Here is a 19,026-nt window from a genome sequence, read left to right on the forward strand (position 1 = left end):
GCCGGGAGGAAGATGAACATCGGCGAACACACCACCTCGGGGGAGCACGTGCGCGATGAACATGCCCGTCAGACGCCTGACTCGGCGCTGGAAGACCTGCGCAGGAGGCTGGATGCCGGGCTGGTCCGTATGCGGCTGACCAAGACGGATCTGGCCCGTCGGGCGGGACTGGGGCGCACCACGGTCTCGGAGGCATTCCAGGCCGGCGGCCCGGTGCCGTCAGCGCAGACGGTGCAGGTGCTGGCCAACGCTCTGAAGCTGCCCGTGGAGGAATTGCTGGCGCTGCAGCGGAGTGCAGCTGGCGGCGGAATCACAGAAAGGCTGGGGCCGGGGAGGCCCATTGCGCAGTGGGACCCTCACGCACTCGAGGTCCACCCCGCTGGCACTGCCTCCGAGGGCTCCACCAGGTTCGAGCAGCGAGTGCTGCCCGGGTACGTGCCTCGTGAGCATGACCGTGCGCTCGCGGAGATGGTGCGACAGGCTGGGCAGGGGCGCAGCGGGATGGCGGTCTTGGTCGGTGAGTCATCGACGGGCAAGACACGGGCGTGCTGGGAGGCCGTGCAGCCGCTGGCTGCACTGGGGTGGCGGCTGTGGCATCCCTTCGACCCGACGCGGGCGGAAGCCGCGCTGGAGGAGATGCACCGGGTCGGGCCTCGGACGGTGGTGTGGCTGAACGAGGCCCAGCACTACCTCGGCGACGCCAGGGCAGGAGAGCGGATCGCGGCGGCTGTCCACGCACTCCTCCAGCCGGATCGAAGTCCCGTCCTGATTTTCGGCACACTCTGGCCCGACTACGTTCAGCAGTACACGGCCCTGCCCCCGGCGGGCGCACCGGACCCGCACAGCCGGGTGCGGGAACTCCTCGCCGGACGCACCCTGCCCCTCCCCAGCACCTTCGACACCCGTGCTCTGAATGAGGCGACTGCGTTGGCCGAAAGCGGTGACGGGCTGCTGGCCGATGCTCTCACTCGCGCTCGTGCTGATGGTCGCCTGACCCAGGACCTCGCCGGAGGCCCTGCGCTCCTGGAGCGCTACCGCACTGGCGACCCGGCTGCCCGTGCGCTGCTCGAAGTGGCGATGGACGCCCGCCGTCTCGGAGTCGGCCTGCACCTGCCCCAGGCTTTCCTCACCGATGCTGCCTCCGACTACCTTCACGACACCGACTACGACCAGCTATCTGACGACTGGGCAGAGCACGCCTACGCCGGACTCGCCAAGCAGGTCCACGGAAAGCAGGCCCCTTTGCGACGGGTGAACCCTCGCCCACGACGGCGCCCACCCGGCCAGCGTGAAGACACTGATTTCCCGCGGCCGGCAGGGCACGTGTTCCTGCTCGCCGACTACCTCGAACAACACGGCCGCACTACCCGTCGCCGCCTGTGCCCACCCGCCTCCTTCTGGCACGCTGCCCACACCCACCTAGTCCACTCCGATGACTTGGCCCTTCTTGCCCAGGAAGCCGAAGACCGGCACCGGTTGCAATGGGCACACCACCTACTTCGCCGTGCAGCCAGCCAAGGCAATGCCAGTGCGATGTACGACCTGTCCGTGATGTATGAGGAGGCCGGAGACCGGGACGGAGCCGAGGCCTTGGCGCGGGAGGCCGCTGACCGCGGCGACACCAAAGTCCTGCTCCGCCTGTCCATGATGCGGGGCGAGGCCAGGGACCAGAACGGCGCCGAGTTCCTGGCCCGTCAGGCCGCCGTCTATGGCAGCACCGATGCTCTGTTCGACCTTGCATTGATGCGGCGGCAAGCTGGGGACTGGAACGGCGCCAAAGCGTTGGCCCGCCAGGCCACAGCGCGCGGCAACATGGACGCGCTCTTCTACCTCTCCCTAATGCTGGAGAAGGCCGGGGACCGAGATGGAGCTGAGGCCCTGATCCGGCAGGCTGCCGACCGGGGCAACACCAAGGCTCTGCACAGCCTGGCCATCATGCGGGAGAAGGCAGGAGACCCGGACGGAGCCGAAGCAGCAGCAGTGAAGGCCGCCGACCTCGGCGATACCAGCTCCTTGCACCTCTTGGCCATTGAGCGAGACAAGGCCGGGAACCAGGGCGGAGCCGAAGCAGTAGCCCGGCATGCCGCCGACCACGGCGACACCAACCCTCTGTACAGCCTGTCTCAGCTGCGAATGGAGGCCGGGGACCTGGACGGATCTGAGGTCCTAGTCCGGGAGGCCGCTGGCTACGGCGACACCAACGCGCTGTACCGCCTGGCCATGCTGCGAGAGGAGGCCGGGGACTGGGACGGAGCTGCGGCCTTGGTCCAGCAGGCCGCCGACCGGGGCGACACCGAGGCCTTGTGCTGCTTGGCCGTGAGGCGGGAGGAGGCCGGAGACCGGGACGCCGCTGAGGCCCTGGCACAACAGGCTGCTGAACTGGGCAACGACGGCGTCGCCCTGTTCCGCCTGGCCGTGATGCGGAAGGGCGCCGGGGACCGAGACGGAGCCGAAGCTGCGGCTCGGAAGGCCGCCGACCACGGCGACACCGACGCCCTGCTCTTCCTCGCCGTTTGGCGGGAAGAAGCCGGGGACCGGAGCGGCGCTGAAACGCTTTACCGGCAGGCAGCGGACTACGGCGGCAACACCGGCCGGTGGCTCCGGCACAGAGAGCAGCCGTGGCCGTACGGCCTTGATGCCGACGGCACGCCGACGCCCCGCTGGCAGTGACGCACGCGCCATCGCGCCAGGGCGATGTCTAGCCCGCCGACTAGCTCGCATCGCCGGCGAACCGACGACTGCCTGACAGGGCGTCGGCCATCGTGATCATCTGACCGGCCTGAGCGGCGGTCCGGATCGGGCCCAGGGCGAAGAAGGTGTCCTGCGGGAACGTTGCGCGACGCTCGGCCTACCTCGCCTGCCTGATTCTGATCGGGCGTGACCCTTGCGCTCCCGCGAGCAGGTTCCTCCATGCTTGGGGACGGGGGTCAATCCGAGTCGGCCCCCGCAAAGACCAGCTGCGTGAGCATGGGGCTGTAGTCGGATGCGATCGTTACCCGGTACAGGCCGACGGCCGGGACCTTCAGGGTGGCGCGGAGTCTGTTGCTGTCGGCTGCTTCCAGCGCCGCGTTGGTGGTGTGGTCCGTGTCGACGGCGGAGACAGTGCAGCGCACTCCCGCAGGGTCGTCGGTGCCCGTCACGTACAGGTGCGACGGCTCGTCGGGGACGACGTAGTCGGGCACGCTGAGGCCTAGGTTCTGTCCGGCGGATCATGGGGCATAGGCTCCAATGCATGCACAGCACGCTGATAGAGCACGCCAGGTGTGTCTACGGAGACGAGTACCAACCGACGCCGGAGTGCGGCCTTGAACATCGGGAGCACTACTTCGTCGAGGAGCTCACGTTCGCCGACGCGGAGTCGATCCTCACCATGCTGCGCGAGCTCTGCCCGAACGTGTGCGATGGCTACCTGCCGGTGTGGATCCGGAATCTGGCCTTTCGGCTGGTGCTCTTGCAGCGGCCGGACGAGCCGGTGCTGATGCGAGCAGCGGCCGAGAGCCTCTATCTTCACGGGCCTGACTGGGACGACATCGCCGCCGATCTTGGTCGACGGGCCGATGCTCTGGAGGCGGCGGCCTAGGCTGGGCTCATGCCTTGAGCCATAGCCGGACCGCGGCCGCGGTGACGGTGCCGTGGAAGACATAGGCCCTTTTGTCGTAGCGGGTGGCGACGGCTCGGGAGTTCTTGAGTCTGCCGACCGGGCCCCGCCGGTATTCACCCGCCGTTCCCGCGCGCGCCGTTCGCCTCCCCCGAACACCCGCCCGGGGGCATCCTGTTGCTCTACGGGGGCGTGCGGGAAACAGGGGGCAGGGTGCGGAGCAGGGGTGTACGGCGGGGGTCGGTTGTTGCCAGTGGCGGGGCGCTGGTGGCGGCGGGGCTGGCGGTGGTGACGAACTATGTGACCGCGGCGGTGCCGGACTGGGCCACCAGCCCGTGGGTGGTGTGGTGCGTGTTCGCGGTGCTCGTGCTCGCGGCGCTTGGGCTGCACCTCTACGGGCGGCACCTCGACGTGGCCGAGAGCGGCCCGGCGCCCGGCCGGCTGGTGCCGGTGGGCCGGATTGTCGCGGGCGCAGCCGCTCCGCTCGGCCCGCCCGCCCTGCACAAGCCGGTCCGCGGCCGCGACCAGGTGATCGCGCAGCTGGAGCTGTTGCTCGACCCGGCGGCGTTCGCGAGCCGCTGGCGTCGGTGGAGGAATGCCCGGACGCGGGTCGAAGACCGGTTCGCGGTCCTCGCCGGCGCGGGCGGCATGGGCAAGACGACGGTCGCTGCCGCGCTTGCCGCACGAGCGCGGGCGGCCGGTGTGCCGGTGTTCTGGATCCGCTGGCAGGGTGAGCACGACCTGGCCGAACGGATGGTGCAGATCGCCGTCGCCCACGGTCTGCCCGAGCACGCCCTGGAAGCCGCGCGCGCTGGACGGACGAGCCTCGCCGACACTGTCTGGGAACACCTGGGCCGGACAGCGCGACGGTGTCTGATCGTCGTGGACAACCTTGACGACCCCAAAACCCTCACGCACGGCTCCGGCCCCGTTGACGAGTACCGGGGCTGGATCCGCCCCTGGCCCGCTGGCCTGCTCGCGGTCACAAGCCGGGTCACCGACCCCACCGTCTGGGGCGGCTCGGCAACGGTGCTCCGGCTGGCTCCGCTGGAAGAGCCTGACGGCGGCCGGATCCTCCTCGACACCGCCCTCACCGCAGGCTCCGCAGCCGAGGCGCGAGCGCTCGCCGAACGGCTCGGCGGACTTCCGCTCGCCCTGCAGGCCGCCGCCCGCTACCTCGCCGCTCCCGGCAGCCGCCACCGCACGTTCAACGCCTACCGGCAGGCCCTGGACACCGAACTCGACACGCTCCTCGGCGCCGAGCACCCCCGCGCCTCCGATCCCGGTGTTGCCCGGACGATCGTCCGGCACACCTGGGACCTGTCCCTCGACCAGCTGACCGCCGACGGCACCACACTCGCCCGCCCGGTTCTGCGCCTGTTCTCTCTCCTGGCCGCCGCGCCTGTCCCCCTCTCCTACCTCACGCCCGAGCTCGTCACCGCCGCCAGCGGCCACCCCTCTTCTGCCCCAGCCGTCGAGGCCGCCGTCAACGGCCTGCACACCTACGGCCTCCTCGACATCCCCACCCTCCCCGGCGGGAGCCCGGAACTCGGCCTGGTCGTGCTGCACCCGCTCGTCCGTGAGATCACCGCCCACACGCTCACCGCGCAGCCCGGCGGCGCAGCCCGCTGGCACCACGCCGTCGCTGACCGCACCATCCAGCTGATCGAGGAGTTCACCGACGTTCAGACCGGCGACCGGGCCACGCTCCAGCGGCTCACGCTCCACACCGCCGCCGTCATCGAACTGCCAGGCAACAGCGAGAACACACCACTTCTTCTGAGCCTGGCAACGCTGGTGCGTTTCGAGAACGGAAGGGAGGTCTACACGCAGCGGCTCGCACTCGGCCAACGCTCGACGGAGGGGCTCTCAAGCCTCTTGGGGCCCGATCACCCCGACTCCCTCACAAGCCGGGCGACCTACGCCGAAGCGCTCGCAGACCTGGGACGGTACCAGGAGGCCGCCGAGCTGCATCAGCAGAACCTGGAGGTCCACCTCCGGGAGAGGGGCCCCGATCACCCCGACACCCTCCTCAGCCGCCACAGGCTCGCCGTAGCGCTCGCAGGCCTGGGGCGGTTCCAGGAGGCCGCCGAGCTGCATCAGCAGAACCTGGAGGTCCATCTCCAGGAGAGGGGCCCCGATCACCCCGACACCCTCATCAGCCGCCACAACCTCGCTCACGCATTCATGACACTCGGCCGGGCGCCGGAGGCGGCCCGCCTTCTCCAGCAGATTCTGCAGACCCGGGTCCGGGTACTGGGCCATGACCACCCCGACACGCTCCACACACGGAGGAGCCTCGCCATCACACTGCTGCAACTCGGCCAGGCAGACGAAGCGGTCAGCCTTCTCAATCAAGTCGTGGACGCTCGCCTACGGGACCTGGGCCCCGAAGACCCTCAGACTCTCACTAGTCGCGAGGACCTTGCCTACGCTCTGCAACAGTGCGGGGAATACCAGAGCGCGCTCGACCTTCTCGAGCCGACTCTGGACACTCGTATCTGGGTCCACGGCCTCGACCACCCCGCGACGCTGAACTGCCGCAACAACCTCGCTGCCGTGCTCGTGCAACTCGGCCGGTCCGAGGAAGCGGTCTCCGTACACCAGCAGAACGTCGACGACCTCGTACGGCTCGTCGGCCCGGATGCCCCTGGGACTCTCACCAGCCGTCACAACCTTGCCACCACCCTCTACCTCCTCGGGCACATCCAAGAAGCCGCTGGCCTTCTCCAGCAGCTCCTGGACGACCGCGTCCGGGTAATCGGACCCGACAGCCCCGACACCCTCACCACACGCCACAACCTCGCTGTCGTGCTCGCGAGGCTCGGCCGGGAGGAAGAATCGACAGAGCTCGAACGCCAGAACCGGGACTCCCGCCTCCGCACACGAGGCCCCGATCACCCCGACGTCCGCACCCGTGCCGAGGAAGAGAGCTGAACGACACGGCGGTGACGTGACCGGCGAGCTCGGGTGACCAGCGCGCTGATCGCGGCGCCCCAGGCCCCACCGTCTCGCGCCCGTCACCTCGCTGTCGCGTATGCCTGTCCCCACTGGGTGTAGCCGAGGCCCAGGTGCCCGTGATCCGCGAGGCGCTGCACGGTCGCGACGAACGACCTGGGGAACAGGCGCTGCGTGGAGTGCGAACGACTCCTGCCAGTGGGCAGGCACTACGCTGGCGTCCGAGGCCGCCGCGTGATCATTGGTTGTCCACACGACACCTAATGATCAACGGCGGCCTCATCTGCTCGAACGAACCACCGGAACCAGTAGTCGAGCCCCTCGACCCGGTAGCGAGCGCCGGCGTCGAACCGCAGCTCTCCCACAAGCCGCCGCGCGTTGTCCGGTGCCTGGCGGTGCGGCGCCAGCAGCAGGGACAGTTCGTCGTAGCGGGCGTCGATCCCGCCGTGACCCGGATGGCTCTCCGGCCCGGCCTCAGAGCGCTGGTTCCACCTGGCGAAGATCGCCCACTGCTCGCGCTCCAACTCCACCGCAGCCTCACTCGCGGGCCAGACGCGGTACTCGTCGGCTTCGTCGGCGTGGTCGTAGTCGTAGCCCTGGAAGTAGTGGGGCTTGCCGTCGATGTCGGCGAGGCCGGCGCGAGGTCCGTCGTACCACTCCAACTCGACGTACACACGCTCGAAGCCATCCGCGATCAGCTGCTCGATGTGTGAAAGTGATCAAAGAACTGCGGCAAGCTCACAGCCCGCGGATGGCTTCGGCTAGGTCGGAGCCATAGGAAGACCAACAGATCAGTGAGCCGTTGGCGTCGAGCTCTCCCATGAACCACTCGCCGTCAGCTCGGGCGAGGCACAGGCCATGGAAGGACAGGATGACGTCAGGCTGGAGGACGTCGTAGTCGGCGCTGCTGAAGTGCTCGACAACGACGAATCGTTCAAGCGAGAGCAGATCCGCTTCGGCATCGCCCGACGCCGAACGGACCCGCTCGATCGTCCATCCGTCCGGGAGATCTGCGTTCACTGCCGCATGGTCGCAGCCAGGGTGCCTCACAGCCACTCGTTTATGGCGGCGACCAGCACCGTCGCGTGATAGCGGACGGCGAGCTTGTCGTACCTGGTGGCGACCGCACGGTGGCGCTTGAAACGATTGATCCCGCACTCGACCCCGTGCCGCTGCTTGTAGTCGTCCTTGTCGAAGCGGGGCGGGCGGCCACCGTGGGAGCCGAGCTTTCGGCGGTTGCGAATCTGGTCCGCCTTCTCCGGGATGGTGCATTTCACGCCGCGTCGGCGCAGGTAGGAGCGGTTCGCGCGGGAGCCGTACGCCTTGTCCGCCCGGACCCTGTCCGGCTTCGTGCGAGGGCGGCCGGGGCCGGTCCTGGGCACCCGGATGGCGTTCAGGACCGGCTGGAACTGAGGACTGTCGTGCCGCTGGCCGGCGGTGACGAGCAGGGACAGCGGCTTCTGTCCCTGCTCGACCGCCAGGTGCAGCTTCGTGGTCAGCCCGCCGCGCGAGCGCCCGAGGCCGTGGTCGTCGGGCTCGGTGTCGACGCCGCCGGGAGGCTCCTTCTGGAGATCCCCCTTTTACGCGCTCCGGCAGCGTGCTGGTGGGCGCGGGCGATGGTGGCATCGACACTCACATCCCACGTGATCAGGCCTTTCGCATCGGCCTCGGCCTGCAGCTGTTCGAAGATCCGCTTCCAGGTGCCGTCGCGCTCCCAGCGCCGGAACAGGTCGTAGGCCCGGTCCCACGGCCCGTACCGCTCAGGCAGATCACGCCACAGCGCCCCGGTTCGAGTCCGCCACCGAATGCCGTCGATCAACTGCCGGCGCCTCCAGGTCCGCGGGCGGCCCGGCTTCTTGCCTACCGGCAGCAACGGCTCCAACCGCTCCCACTGCCCATTCGTCAGATCACCACGTCCCACGGACCGTGATCATCTACGACCTTGATCCACTTTCGCAACAGGCCCTAGCTTTATCTTTAACCTGTGCGGCGGGGTCGTGGGGTGGTCGACTTCTTGGTCCGGGACGCGGTGTGGCCCGTCTTGCGGGGTGTGTGGACGTCGTGGCGTGGGGTGGGCCGGGTGTTCTTGCGTCCGGGTGGTCGTCCCGGTCCGGGGGCGGGTGGGTTTCGGTGCCCCGGCCGGGCAGGCGGCTGTCGGGCGGATGTGCCGGAAGTCGCGGCGGACACACGCCGGGGTGAGCCTGTCCGGTGGAACGGGCCTCTCCCACGGACGGCGCCGGTCGGCTGCCAGCGGCCGGCCAGTCGCAATTGGGTGTAGGCCGCGAGGATCAGCCAGGTCCATCGGTCCGCCGCCTCGGGGGTTCGGATCTTCGGGCAGGTCCAGCCGAGAGTCTGCTTGAACAGGCGGAAGGTGTGCTCGATGTCGAAACGACGCAGATATGCCTGCCAGAGCCGGTCGCTGTCCCCTGCGTCTGCGTCGGTGCCCAACCACCACAGCCAGACCGGCTTCGGGGTCGCTCCGCTGGGCAGATGGTCGATGTCCAGGCGGATCACGGTCCCCTCGACGATCGGAAGGCTGCCGTCGGCCGCGGCCCAGGACGAACGGTGGGTGAGCTTGGGGTGGAGACGGTCCCAGGACCGTGCGGTGGCGGTGCCGTAGAGACGGGTGTCGGTGACGGTGTGGGTGTCCGGGGTGCCCCAGGTGTCGGGTTGTCCGAAGACGAACTCGCCGCCGTGCCGGGGTGGCCGGCCCATGGTGTGGGGCTGGCGCGGCGGGGCCGGCCTGCGCAGGACACGGTCTGACCGCATCCGGGCCAGCACCTGCACCGGCAGATCCTTCAGCAGGAAGGCCAGGCGGGGTGCGTCGTATCCGGCGTCCGCGATGATGAGGACGTCCGGGTCGCCGGCCTGCCACCGGCCTGCGGCGATCAGCCGCTCGACCAGCCCGCGCAACTGCCGCGCGGTGACGGTCGCGGTGTCGTCCCCGGGTGCCAGACGCAACGCGTCCAGCGGAGCGGTCCATGAGCTGCGGCCCGGCTCCAGCGCGCAGACCATTGAATACGGCCACCCGGGAACGGGAATGTGCTGGTCCTTGCCCCGGCCGTAGGTGTGACACAGGATCCGCTCCGGTGAGGTGTGGGCGTCCGGCCGCAGCCAGCATGTGACATCGACGGCCAGGACCAGCCGGCCATCGGCCGCCCGCGGCAGCGGCACCGAGGCCAGGGCCCACCGCATCCGGTCCGCATCGACCCGGCCCCGGGCGAGCGCGGCGTAGAGACCTCCGTGGTCTCGTGCATGAAGGAAACCAGCACCACGACGTCAGGCTGCAGCGGCGCAGGCAGAAGGAGTCGAGCCGCCGCGTACTCAGCCGGCGCGAACTGTCGTACCGCTCTGCGCTGGGCCGTGTAGGCACGGCGGACAGGCTGCTCCAGGATCCCCGCCCGGGTGAGCACGCGTTGCCACATTCTTCGAGCTGCCTTCAGCTGCTGAGCAGCACTCGGGTGGCTCGGGTCAGGAGCCGGAGATCGGTCAGGGCGGCCGGCGGCTGCTCCATGTTGACCACACTCATGTAGGCGCTGTTCACAACAGGGTCGATCACGGATGCCCGCGTGAGCATGTCGGCAACCCACTTCTGGACGCGGTAGCCGCGCGGGTACGGGCCGGTCACATGTGGCTGTGCGAGGTCCGCAGCGGTGGAGAGCTGCCAGGCTCCCTCGACGACAGATTCCGCGAGGCGGAAGTAGCCCCACGCAGGGTCCTTCCATGCTGGTGCGGAGCTGAGGTAGACGGCCAGTGCGTTTGCCTCCAGAGCCGCCAACGTCAAGCCCTGACCGTAGACCGGGTTCACGCTCGCAAGCGCATCTCCGACGACCGCCAGGCCGCCGGGGAACCGGTTCAGGCGCGTGTGCACCCGGCGACGGCTCTCGACGAAGCGGTACGTCTTCACACCGCCGATCATGGTGGAAGCCTCCGCCACCGTCTGGATCGGCTTCACACAGCGGCGCATCCGCCGGAGAAACTCCTCCGGGTCAGGGCCGGGACGGTAGTCGGCGTAGCCGGCCAGAACGACAGACCAGCGGTCTCCCTCCACGGCGGCCAGGGCACCAGGTTCCGTGACCTTCGGCTGGTAGTCGCTGTCGGGGCCGGGACTGGAGTGCGCGATGACCGTGCTTCCCAGCTCGTCCCCGCGGTGGAACGTCGCGGTCGCGTACCCGAGGTCGATACGAATGCTGTCGATAGGAGCCGAGCTCCATCCCTGCTTGAGTAGCCACTCACTCAGGCGGCTCGTGCGTCCCATCGCGTCGACGACGAACTCGGCGTCGATCGTCTCGCCGCCGCGAGCGGAGGCGACAGACACGCCAGCCACAGATCCGTTGCGCAGGACGACGTCAGTGACCTCGGCCTGAATGAAGCGGACGTTCTTGAGGCTCTTCACACGGCGGCGCAGGTGGCTCTCCACGAAGGGGCGGGTCGCCCCGAGCATGCGCGCTCCCGACGCAGGGGCCTTGAGGCGCCCATCCAGGTAGAACTGGACATCCTCCCCCTCACCGAGCAGCGCACCGCCCTTCACCAGCTCGTCGGTGATTCCCGGGAACCACCTCTCCAGCTGGGTGTGGCCCATCGACAGAAGAGCGTGAAGCTGCTGCCGCTGAGGGACGCGCTGGCCAAGACCGTCCTCGGCGATCTCGTCGGGCTCAACCACCAAGACCTCGTCGGTGTAATCGCTCAGCACGCGGGCAGCGAAAAGCCCCGCATAGCTGCCGCCCATGACAATGGCCCGCCTCATATGCCCCCCCAACCCAGCGCGTCGGCTGGGTGTCCAACAGCTCCTGATGACGCCGCCTTTGAAGCGGCTGATCAGGACCCTACCCTGGTGTTACAAGCGGCCTCCTCTAGAAGGCCCGCCTCGTCCAGTCGGTGAACTTCTTGCAGAGCCGAATGGACAAGAGGGTGATCCAGGTGGGTGGCCAGAAGCAGTAGCCGGCCTCGCTCCATAGACGCTGCCGTATCGCCTCCTGGCAAAAGGGCAGCCACGTCATCCGGCGAGTGAGGGTGCTTCCCGCCAGCGCGAAGGCGAGCAGCTTCAAGGCGTTCGGAGGCGTCGCGCATCACAGCTGCAGTCACGACGGCTTGACGTTCCTCGGCGGACAGCACGAGCGAGCTCGCGCCCACATGCCTGCCGGTGATCTCTGCGGCGGCCGGCGAGGACCACGGACGCAGCTTGCGCGTGCCGTCGAGGATCTCCACCACCCGGGGCTTGAGGAACATCGGAACGAAACCGGCGCTAAGCCCTGTCCGCCCTTGGGAGGGCTTTGACCTGGGCTTCTGTGGGGGTCGAACCTTCGGCAGTCGTATTGATCGATTGTCTGGAGGTCCGGGGTGCCGGTCGAGTTTTTGACGGATGAGCAGGCCGTTATCTGTACCTGATCTGAAGAGAGGCCAGGCTGAGCAGGTCATCTATCTCGCTGACAGTGTCTGCGAGGCTGTTTTGTTCAGGGGGCTCCTGGGATGTGCCCATTGGCCAGGGGTTCCTGCTGCTCCACGACGGTTCCGGGCCGGGTTTCGGTGATATCCCCTGTCCACCAATCCGGCTTGTCGGTGGGCGTCCAGTCAATGCTGACCGGCTGCTGGAAGGTGTCCTCAACCCAGCGGCACACGGCCTCCTGAGCGGACTCGGTTGAACCGTCGGGCGATTCGCTGGGAAGCGCGCCGTCCAGGACGCCGCCGGGCTCGGCGAAGTAGACCGCGAAGCGCCACTTGAGTGGGGTCCGGAACAGCACGGCCGTGGCGGGTCGGCCCAGTCGGCCGCGCCAGTCCTGCCTGGGCCTGGGCATCAGGTTCTTGCGTTCCATTCGTCGAGCTTGATCTTCACCTGGCAGTTGTGGTCGGCATGCGAGATGACCTCGCCGCTGACGATGGTTCCGATGAGCGGGAGCACTGCATCCCTGGGCATCGTCGTGATCTCGGCCAGGCCGATCGCGTCCGGGGCGTTGTCGAGGGAGATGAAAACGCCGAATGGCTGGCGGCCGATGACATCGCCGGTCACCGAGGTTCCGACGGGCAGGGCCTGACAGGTCACGGGCCAGGCTGCCCGCGACCGAGCTCCGGCGTCGACGCCGTCGTCGGGCCACGAGTATTCGTCCATGCGTTGATCATGGCATGCGTCGGTTCCGCCTCGGAGAGATTCGTCCAGCGTTCGGGCTGGGAGAGTGTCAGTCGCGTTGCGTCGCGGCCTGGGTGGGGACGCGGCGGCGGAGGTCGCGCAGTTGCCCGAGCGCGACATCAGGCCGCTGAACGACAGGCGTACGCCGCCCCCGGCAGAGGCGATCTGCCGTGACTGATCCGTCAATCAGCGAGCGTGCGGTTGTGCATCCGAACACGTCTTGCGCGAAGGTGCCCTGCTCTCGTCCCTGAGGTCCGTCGGACGCGAGCAGTACTGGTACCTCCGCTCGCGCGGAGAGCACAGCACCACGACGTGGGCAGGTAGACGGTTTCGGTGCCGCGCTGTTCGCTGGTCACTTCCGCGCAGACGCCGGTGTCGTCCAGACTGGCTTCGTCGGTATAAGGCAAGAGCGTTTGATGCCGAGTTTGGGCAGCAGATGGTGATCAAGCAGGCCGGGAATGTGGCTGACTTCCGAGAGCGCCTGGCCGGCGTGTCGGGGCAACGGAGGACAGATTGAGCCGGACGGATATCGTCCTGGCATGACACAAGGGTTCGATCTTGCTGCATCTCTCGCCAGAGGCGTCGACGGCCGCAGCGGTGCATGGAGCTTCATCCAGGGCTTCGCCGCCCACTGGGCCGACGCGCTGCAGAGCGGCGACGGGTGGACTGAGGCGGACCTGGCCGCGGCGGAGGAGAGGCTGGGCGTCCAGCTGCCGGCGGCGATGCGCGAGGCGTATCTGCTGTTCGGGCGCCGCCGGGATCTCACCAGTAACCATGACGAGCTGCTCAGCCCGGCAGAACTGTATGTTGATGACGCCAAAGAGGCCCTGGTCTTCCGGCACGAGAACCAGGGAGCCGCATCCTGGGGCGTCCTCCTCGAACGACTCCAGGACGACGACCCTGCAGTGTTCATTCGGCTCGACTTGGCCGACAAGACCGCCGAGCGGTGGGAGGGCTGGCTGGAGCGGCTCTCCCTCTGCTTCGTCGAGATCGTTCTGTCCGAGTCCGTGCAGGCCGACGGAGAGTCGTGCGACTTCCTCGACCCCGATGACGACAGCAGCCAGCTGCTGGAAGAAACCTGCGTTCAGCTGCCCTTCCCGGCCTATCCCATCGGCGAGGAAGAACACGCGACTCGCTGGTTCCTGGGCCAGGACGCCCTTCTGCGCGACGACGGCATGGCCGTCCTGGCTCGTGGCCGGACACCCGAAGACCTCGACCGCGTTCGTGACCAGATTCCGGGCGACTGGCTCAACGACTGCCGTTGAACGCGCCCAAGATTCCTGTCGGCCATGCTTCCCGCGTCGACGTCAGCCCAAGGACTGCTGTTCAGCTCGGGCCCTGGTGGTGGCGAGTCGGTAGGAGTCGGTGCCGGTCTCGATGATGTTGCCGCCGAAGGTGAGGCGGTCGACGATGGCTGCGCAGAGGCGGGGGTCGGTGCAGGTCTTCGTCCAGCCGGAGAAGGACTCGTTTGAGGCGATGGCCACGCTGTTCTTCTCCTCCCGCTCGGTCAACACCTGGAAGAGGAGCTCGGCGCCGCGGCGGTCAAGTTCCATGTATCCGAGCTCGTCGATGCACAAAAGATCGACGCGGCCGTAGCGGGTGATGGTCTTGGTCAGCTGCTTCTCGTCGGCTGCCTCGACGAGCTCGTTGACCAGCGGGGGCTCTCCTCCGCTCGCGTGGAGAGCACGAGGCGAGCGCCTCATGGCGCCCTGGACTGTCAGAGGACAGGGCCTCGGAGCACGCCACGCCTCGTCGAGCGGAAGGCACTGGTCGCCGTCGACGAGTACAAAGGGTCGACATCGAGCTGCTGCGCACGAGGGTCGACGTCGAGCTGCTGCGCACGATCGTGGCCGAGCGGGTGGCGTGGTTCGAGGCGGCCTGCGTGGAGTACATCGGCCAGCGTGCGGAGAGCGCGGCTGATGCCGGGGCGCCGCTTCGCTCCGCGGCGGCTTACCTCCGCTCGCGCGGAGAGGACGACATCGTCGACCGACCCCGCTACCCGTTCCCCGGCTCACCCCCGCTCGCGCGGAGAGGACACCCGCGCTATCCGTGGCAGCCCGTACTCCAGCGGCTCACCCCCGCTCGCGCGGAGAGGACACCTCCCGCCGGCGCTCCTCCTCCGCCTGCTCCGGCTCACCCCCGCTCGCGCGGAGAGGACCTGGAAGAGTTGAACATCGCGTCCAACGCCGACGGCTCACCCCCGCTCGCGCGGAGAGGACGCCGTGCCGTCGGGGTGCCGCTGCTCGCCGAACGGCTCACCCCCGCTCGCGCGGAGAGGACCCTTCCCGACCTGCAGCTCTAGCCGCCCTTTGCCGATTCTTTACCGACGGCCTGGAAGCCGATCAATGTCAACCCGTCGAAGTCCAGAGGGTTGCGGCGTTGAGACCCGGCTGTCCTGAGTTCAAAGCCTTGTTCGTTGTTGCTCGGGTATGTAAGTACGGCGACGCCGTCTCCTGCGCAGGCGGCCACTGCACTCCACAGCTCGTCACGAACGCGGGCTGAGACGGTGCCGACGTACAACTCGGGTGTCACTTCGAGAAGCCATCGGGTGAGGGCACCGCGAAGATGATCCGGTACTGAGGTTACGGAGATGGAGATCATCGAAGCCATGGTGAGTGGCCTTTCGGCTGTGCGATCAGGTGGCCACTGCGTGGTTTGTGCCGCCAGGGACGACGCCGGTCACTGGGTCCCATAGGTCTACCAGTTGCTCATCGGGGTCTGGTGTCGCCTGCGTTGAGTGAGGGTCCAGGAGCGTTTGGATGTCCGCGACGATGCGAGGAAGCAGTTTGAACAGGCGTAGGCCGTCGCGGAAGGAGCGTCGGGCTTCGGCTTCAGGGTTTGTTGAAGCATTGAGGGAGAAGGCGAGGGGGATGGTGAGCTCGGCTTTGTAGAGGTCGGCGATGTCGTAGACGAATGCCTGCTGGTTTCCGCTGTGTACGTATCCGAGAGCGGGTGAGCAGCCAAGAGCGAGGATGGCGGCGTGCACGATGCCGTAGAGGCAGGTGTTGGCTGAGGAGAGCGCCAGGTTGACGGGATCTTGGCTGTCCCACGCGGCGGGGTCGTAGGCACGTCGGAAGCGGCCTACCTTGTGCTGTTGAGCGAGGATTCGGTAGAGCGCCTTGACGCGCTGGCCTTCCATACCGCGTAGTTGCTCAAGGGTCGTTCCCTGAGGCACCGTGCCGGAACCGAACCGCATTTCGTACATGGCGGTGGCGATGCTGAGGCGCTGGGCGTCGTCTGCCCAAGTTCTGGTCTGGCGTTCCAGCCAGACGGTGGTGAGCGAGTCGGGGAGCGCCGCAGCGTAGCAGCGGACTCCGCCGGAGCCGGTGATGAGGACTGTCGTTCCGTGGCGGGCGAGAGTGGAGAGTGCGCGGGCGGTGATGGAAGTACCTGGTCCCAGCAGGACGCAGCTCAACGCGGCGGTGGGCAGATAGACGGTTTCGGTGCCTCGTTGATCGCTGGTCACCTCAGCACTGACTCCGGTGTCGTCCTGTCGGATACGGACGACATCGAGGTAGAGGAACGACAGGGAGTCGGCGATCCGCGGCAGCATGGCGACGGTGGGAGCTGCGAGTCTGCGTCGGGCGTTGGAGGAGTTGACTTTGGTGGCTGTCGTCGTGCGGGGCTGTCTCATCGTTCGGTGCCGGGTGCTGGGGCGATGCTGAGCATTCCGCATCCGTAGGCTTTGCCGCGGCCGATGCCTTCGGTGATCTTCGTTCGGAGGGTGTCGGGGTCGATGATGACGGCGGTCCCGTCGAAGCGGGTCCGGACGTGGCGGATGCGTTGTTCGGTGCCGGATCCTCTGGTTCCCCTGACGCCTTGGGCCGTATCGAGCGGCTGGGAGTGCAGGGTGAGCACCTTCAGGCCTGCGGTGTCGGCTTGGCGTGTCCACCATTCAGCGGCGGCCGGGCCGCTGAGTGGGACGACAGCTGGGAGGTTGTAGAGCGCTCGTGTGGTGGCTCCGGGCTTGCGAATAGCGTTGGCGGCGCACCGGTATCGGATGGCGAGGCCTGCGCGTAGGGCGTCGAGCAGTGCGTCCAGCGGGCGGGTGATGCCGGCGCCGTAGCCGGCGGGGAGCTGGGAGAGGTCGGGTTCGTGGTTGCTCTGCATGAGCAGTTGGGGGCCGGTGGGGGTGTCGTCGGTGCGATAGAGGACGCCGAAGCGGGCGCGGGGGTCGGGGCCGGCGTCGTCGGGGAAGAGGGACATCAGGCGGCGGTGTGTGCCGACGGCGTCGCGTGCGTCGCGTCGGGCGTCTTTGGAGCGGGGGTCTGGGGTGATGCGTGTGAGCCAGACGGTCACGATCCGCTCCTTCGTGTCGAGTCAAGGTTGTCGGTGAGATAGGAGGCGAGGGCGCGCAGCTGGGCGGTTCCCAGGCCCTTGTACTGCGTGTGGGGTGGCCGGAGGGTGAGCTGGTGCAGTGTGCGGGTGCGGTAGGTGCGCTGGCGGGGATGGAAGGTGACCGGCTGGTCGGTGATCTCCCTGGTCGTCAGCACCGGCTCGCGTGCTGTCGCGTCCGGCCAGGTGGCGAGTGGAGGCAGTTGGTCGAGGGGCCGGTCACTGGTGAAGGTGATGCCGCGATCTGCACCGTGGCGGCTCGGCGGGGGTGCGGCGATCGGTAGATGGAGCAGGTGGTGCAGGGCGTCATCCGTGACCCCCAGCAGCAGGGGCCCCTCGGGAGGACAGGACCGGCGCCCCAGATACAGGGGCCACTGGGGCCGGATGAGGGCGTGTGCGCAGGTCTGAAGGATGGGGTGGTTGCCGTCGGGGTGGGTGAGGGCGGCCGTGAAGGCCGCGTCGGCGAGGTAGGTGCGGTGGGTGAGGAGGGTGGTGGTGTCGCCGCTGCGCTTCTTGCCTTCCGCGGTGGTCACGGTGGCTTTTGCGGGCAGGCCGCCGCCCACGGTGTGGAGGTCGCGCAGGATGACGCCTGGCCGGTCGGTTCGCACGGTCAGTGAGAGGCCGGTCAGGTCGTCGATGGGTTCGTGGCGCCGGCGTCCCAGGGCTGCGGCGAGCAGGCCGATGACTCCGGAGCGGGTGGGGAAGGGGGCGGTGTCGCGTTCGTTGAAGTGGCTGTGGGTGCCCCAGGACTGCAGAGGGCCGGTGAAGCGGAGGAGCAGTCCGTGTTCGGGTCCCGGGCGGTGGGCGGTGGTGGTCACGCGGACGGCTCCTGGGGGGAGGCCAGGGCGGTGTCGAGTGCGGTGGTGATGAGGTCGTCGAAGGCGTCGTGGCGGGTCCCGAGCCCGGTGAGTTCCTTGGTCTCCAGGCTGGTCCAGCCGGACGTGAGGATGTTGCCGGTGCCGAGCATGGTGTTGGCGGCGCGCGCGTAGTCGGCGAGGGTGTCGCGGGACGGGCTGGCGTAGCCGCCTTCGCGCGCGGCGGTTACGGGGCTTTCGAACGCGGCGGCGTAGGACAGCGGCCGGTCCGTGCGCACGGACACGTGGACGAGGTCGGGGATGGTGTGCGCGGCGGTGGAGTTCTTCTTGGCCTGCGGCAAAGACAGGATGAACGCGCTCAGGAACCCGTGGGACAGCTCTCGCAGGGTGACGTTGCTGCCTTGGGTGTTGCGGGCCAGGTCGCGCAGGTCGAGCGTGGCGTACCGATAGAAGGTGCCGGCGCTCAGTTCGGCGTGGCCCATGTGCCCGCTGCCGGAGACGTCCTTCCACAAGGCGGTGACATCGTCCACCGCGGAGAAGTAGTCGAGCTCGACGTCGGTCTGGTGGGTGGTCAGGGCGTGGGCGACCTGGACGGCCCCGTCGACACCGGCGTCGTCGACTTCCGCGAGCATCCGCCCGAAGAGGTTGATCACACCGTTGCGGGACCGAAGGACCGCCTCGACCCGGTCCTTGGGCAAGACGCTTTTGTCGGCCGGCTTCTTGATGTCCTTGGCCGCCTCCAGCGCCGCGCGGTGCTCCTGCGCCAGGTCCGCCAGCTCGGCGACAGCGGACTCCGGCACGTAGACCATGGCGTTGGTCAGCACCCTGTTGTCCACCGTCTCCTTGCCCTCCTTGCCCAGCTCGAACTTGATGCTGCTCGCCGCAGCCACGTGCGCCCCGGCCCGCTCAGCCAGACCCTGCTCCCAACCACGCTCCTCGACCAGCAGACGGCTGACCCGCTCGCCGATACGCCGCGTGCGCAGCGCCGCCTCACCGATGTACTCCTCGAACGCGCCGCGCAACGCCCGCTTCCAGGACTGGCTGCTCACCCGGGTGCGCATCGTGTTGCCGTACTGCACGGTCTTGACGCTGTTGGTGTCGTCCCGGTTGAGATTGGCCAGCGGCACGGACTGCAGGACATGGACGTCGATGAAGCGGGCTGCTGTGGTCATGGATCGGGCTCCTTGCGGGTTTCG

Annotated in this window: 17 protein-coding genes, 3 pseudogenes and 1 CRISPR repeat array; of the genes and pseudogenes, 4 read left to right on the forward strand and 16 right to left on the reverse strand. The window is 68.3% G+C overall.

What is annotated here, in order from left to right; genetic code table 11:
• The first annotated feature begins 12 nt into the window (after positions 1-12).
• Positions 13-2,670 carry a hypothetical protein gene (locus ACZ3ZE_RS35850; RefSeq protein ID WP_467262031.1) on the forward strand — a complete coding sequence of 886 codons (2,658 nt, stop codon included), beginning with the start codon at positions 13-15 and terminating at the stop codon, positions 2,668-2,670.
• A gap of 257 nt (positions 2,671-2,927) precedes the next feature.
• Here the strand turns inward: ACZ3ZE_RS35850 and ACZ3ZE_RS35855 are convergent, their stop codons facing one another.
• Positions 2,928-3,182, reverse strand: a complete 255-nt coding sequence (locus ACZ3ZE_RS35855) for a hypothetical protein (protein WP_467262033.1) — start codon at positions 3,180-3,182, stop codon at positions 2,928-2,930.
• A gap of 50 nt (positions 3,183-3,232) precedes the next feature.
• On the opposite strand from ACZ3ZE_RS35855, the gene ACZ3ZE_RS35860 reads away from it, so the two are divergent.
• Positions 3,233-3,580, forward strand: a complete 348-nt coding sequence (locus ACZ3ZE_RS35860; RefSeq protein ID WP_361180263.1) for a hypothetical protein — start codon at positions 3,233-3,235, stop codon at positions 3,578-3,580.
• A gap of 7 nt (positions 3,581-3,587) precedes the next feature.
• On the opposite strand, the pseudogene ACZ3ZE_RS35865 reads toward ACZ3ZE_RS35860, so the two are convergent.
• Positions 3,588-3,692 (reverse strand): annotated as a pseudogene (locus ACZ3ZE_RS35865) (IS5/IS1182 family transposase); the annotation flags it as partial.
• Between the two features lie 173 nt (positions 3,693-3,865).
• Here ACZ3ZE_RS35865 and fxsT point away from each other — a divergent pair.
• A complete protein-coding gene (fxsT, locus tag ACZ3ZE_RS35870; protein ID WP_467262035.1) occupies positions 3,866-6,535 on the forward strand; it encodes an FxSxx-COOH system tetratricopeptide repeat protein in 2,670 nt (889 codons plus the stop codon).
• 281 nt (positions 6,536-6,816) lie between these two features.
• Here fxsT and ACZ3ZE_RS35875 read toward each other — a convergent pair whose 3' ends face one another.
• From ACZ3ZE_RS35875 to ACZ3ZE_RS35910, 8 genes and pseudogenes are all read right to left on the reverse strand, one after another.
• A complete protein-coding gene (locus ACZ3ZE_RS35875) occupies positions 6,817-7,230 on the reverse strand; it encodes a hypothetical protein (protein WP_467262037.1) in 414 nt (137 codons plus the stop codon).
• Positions 7,231-7,294: 64 nt separating this feature from the next.
• Positions 7,295-7,576, reverse strand: a complete 282-nt coding sequence (locus tag ACZ3ZE_RS35880) for a hypothetical protein (protein ID WP_467262039.1) — start codon at positions 7,574-7,576, stop codon at positions 7,295-7,297.
• Positions 7,577-7,602: 26 nt separating this feature from the next.
• Positions 7,603-8,477 (reverse strand): IS5 family transposase gene (locus tag ACZ3ZE_RS35885; RefSeq protein WP_467262041.1). Its coding sequence is split into 2 segments (ribosomal slippage): positions 7,603-8,085 and positions 8,088-8,477, totalling 873 coding nucleotides; the frame shifts between segments, so codons are not numbered across the junction.
• A 56-nt stretch (positions 8,478-8,533) separates the two neighbouring features.
• Positions 8,534-9,814, reverse strand: a pseudogene (locus ACZ3ZE_RS35890) (NF041680 family putative transposase); the annotation flags it as partial.
• 181 nt (positions 9,815-9,995) lie between these two features.
• On the reverse strand, positions 9,996-11,285 hold the full coding sequence (locus tag ACZ3ZE_RS35895) for an FAD-dependent oxidoreductase (protein ID WP_467262042.1): 1,290 nt from the start codon (positions 11,283-11,285) through the stop codon (positions 9,996-9,998).
• A gap of 89 nt (positions 11,286-11,374) precedes the next feature.
• Positions 11,375-11,974, reverse strand: coding sequence for a DUF6545 domain-containing protein (locus tag ACZ3ZE_RS35900; protein WP_467262043.1), 600 nt, complete (start codon positions 11,972-11,974; stop codon positions 11,375-11,377).
• A 35-nt stretch (positions 11,975-12,009) separates the two neighbouring features.
• Positions 12,010-12,369 (reverse strand): hypothetical protein, encoded by a 360-nt coding sequence (locus ACZ3ZE_RS35905; RefSeq protein ID WP_467262045.1) that lies wholly within the window; start codon positions 12,367-12,369, stop codon positions 12,010-12,012.
• Complete coding sequence (locus ACZ3ZE_RS35910) at positions 12,351-12,662, reverse strand: hypothetical protein (protein WP_467262047.1); 312 nt, start codon at positions 12,660-12,662, stop codon at positions 12,351-12,353. Before ACZ3ZE_RS35910 ends, ACZ3ZE_RS35905 begins: the two co-directional genes overlap by 19 nt.
• Before the next feature lie 557 nt (positions 12,663-13,219).
• On the opposite strand from ACZ3ZE_RS35910, the gene ACZ3ZE_RS35915 reads away from it, so the two are divergent.
• On the forward strand, positions 13,220-13,945 hold the full coding sequence (locus tag ACZ3ZE_RS35915) for an SMI1/KNR4 family protein (RefSeq protein WP_467262049.1): 726 nt from the start codon (positions 13,220-13,222) through the stop codon (positions 13,943-13,945).
• Positions 13,946-13,987: 42 nt separating this feature from the next.
• On the opposite strand, the pseudogene ACZ3ZE_RS35920 reads toward ACZ3ZE_RS35915, so the two are convergent.
• The 6 genes and pseudogenes from ACZ3ZE_RS35920 to cas7e form a co-directional block, all read right to left on the reverse strand.
• Positions 13,988-14,335: pseudogene (locus tag ACZ3ZE_RS35920) on the reverse strand (ATP-binding protein); the annotation flags it as partial.
• Positions 14,336-14,626: 291 nt separating this feature from the next.
• Positions 14,627-14,960: a CRISPR direct-repeat array (repeat unit 29 nt; unit sequence CGGCTCACCCCCGCTCGCGCGGAGAGGAC).
• 18 nt (positions 14,961-14,978) lie between these two features.
• Entirely contained in the window at positions 14,979-15,290 is a 312-nt protein-coding gene (gene cas2e / locus ACZ3ZE_RS35925; RefSeq protein ID WP_467262051.1) for a type I-E CRISPR-associated endoribonuclease Cas2e, read from the reverse strand.
• Positions 15,291-15,315: 25 nt separating this feature from the next.
• Positions 15,316-16,233, reverse strand: coding sequence for a type I-E CRISPR-associated endonuclease Cas1e (gene cas1e / locus ACZ3ZE_RS35930; protein WP_467262053.1), 918 nt, complete (start codon positions 16,231-16,233; stop codon positions 15,316-15,318).
• A 77-nt stretch (positions 16,234-16,310) separates the two neighbouring features.
• A complete protein-coding gene (gene cas6e, locus ACZ3ZE_RS35935; protein ID WP_467262054.1) occupies positions 16,311-16,979 on the reverse strand; it encodes a type I-E CRISPR-associated protein Cas6/Cse3/CasE in 669 nt (222 codons plus the stop codon).
• Positions 16,976-17,833, reverse strand: a complete 858-nt coding sequence (cas5e, locus tag ACZ3ZE_RS35940) for a type I-E CRISPR-associated protein Cas5/CasD (protein ID WP_467262056.1) — start codon at positions 17,831-17,833, stop codon at positions 16,976-16,978. The genes cas6e and cas5e overlap by 4 nt, the downstream gene beginning before the upstream one ends.
• Complete coding sequence (gene cas7e / locus ACZ3ZE_RS35945) at positions 17,830-19,002, reverse strand: type I-E CRISPR-associated protein Cas7/Cse4/CasC (protein ID WP_467262057.1); 1,173 nt, start codon at positions 19,000-19,002, stop codon at positions 17,830-17,832. The genes cas5e and cas7e overlap by 4 nt, the downstream gene beginning before the upstream one ends.
• Between the last annotated feature and the right edge of the window lie 24 nt (positions 19,003-19,026).

Source organism: Streptomyces sp. NPDC023157, from assembly GCF_055560575.1.